Raw genomic sequence first — 1,187 nt, 5'->3', positions numbered from 1 at the left:
GTTCTGCTCAATTTCTTTTAGTTCTCTTTCAATTCCCCAAGCTCTTGTTTCTTTAGTCTCAGCGTTGATCCAAATAAGAGCATTGATTCCGCCTGTCATGTGCTGAACTTGAACTTGCCAAATCTTTGATTCCGGACTTCCCAATCCATCAATTTCTTCTTCAAGTTGGAAGCTGAAATCAGGGATAAGCCTTTCCTCCGCGAGTAAACCGTAAGTCTGAAACCAATACTCGCTTGCTAGTCTCTGTGCTTCCTCTTTTTCCGATTCGGTGAGTCTCTTGAAGCCGAATTCGGCAAGAAGATCAGACTCAACAATTCCTTTCTGTCCTTCCTGCGGTTCATCTTCGTTTGCTCCCGTTCCATCGTTGATAAGTATGAATCGACTGAAATCTGCGTCATCCAATTCTGCGGCCCATAGCAGGGGACTGAGGATAAGTAGAATGACGATTGTTTTCATTTTTCTGCAGAACGTGAAGCACTATCGCGACTGAAGCGCGGAGCGCGAAAGGAGTTGATAGCTGCGTCTTGATATGCGTTTCAAGGGATCGCAAGATTGGTTCGATGCCGAAGCTCGGCTGTGGTTTCGCCTTCTTTGGCCTTCACGACTAAATGGTAAGATTCCGATGAATACGTAGCAGCGCTCCCTAGCTTCATGATATAGAGACCTGCCTCTGGGGAGTAAATTTCAGTGATCAAAGGCTGAATAAGGGAAAATGGGATTCTTGTGCCTTCGAATTCAGCCTCCCTGACTTTCTGAAGTTCATCGCGGAGAACCATACAATCCTTTTGTGTTAAGCTTGGATTAACGGAAGCACGACTTCCTTTCAAATACACAAAAGCCACTTCATCAATCCTTTCCGGCTCCGAACTGAGCATCTCACCCTGATAGATTTTCTTTTTCAGGGGGATTCTGATCATGGAGGCGGAGTATCTCGCTTTCTTGCCATCCCACATAGAGTTAAAGATGACATCTATGTAGCTGGGACCCTTAGGAATCATAAATCCCTTCGAAACCTCGAATAATTCTTTTTCGGGGTGGGTATCTCGCCAGTCAGCTAAAAATCGAATGGTTTCATTCTCTTCAAGCCCTTCGATCTTCTTTAGCTTGAGAAACTCATTCGCGAAGGATACACAAGGCAGCAAGAACACGATCAGGGCTATAAATTTCATTCTTCTTCTCTGCATATC

2 protein-coding genes are annotated in these 1,187 nt (G+C 44.8%); both read right to left on the bottom strand.

The features are described 5' to 3' along the window. Window positions 1-456 (bottom strand): hypothetical protein (locus H5P30_RS12110; RefSeq protein WP_185691228.1); only part of this gene is annotated, 456 nt, incomplete at its 3' end. Window positions 457-536: 80 nt separating this feature from the next. After that, window positions 537-1,187, bottom strand: a 651-nt coding sequence (locus H5P30_RS12105) for a hypothetical protein (RefSeq protein WP_221774260.1), incomplete at its 5' end; no start/stop codon positions are given.

The organism is Puniceicoccus vermicola (assembly GCF_014230055.1).
GTDB lineage: Bacteria > Verrucomicrobiota > Verrucomicrobiia > Opitutales > Puniceicoccaceae > Puniceicoccus > Puniceicoccus vermicola.
The sequence above is the reverse complement of the archived record's forward strand: the minus strand, read 5'-3'. Positions and strand labels throughout refer to the sequence as shown.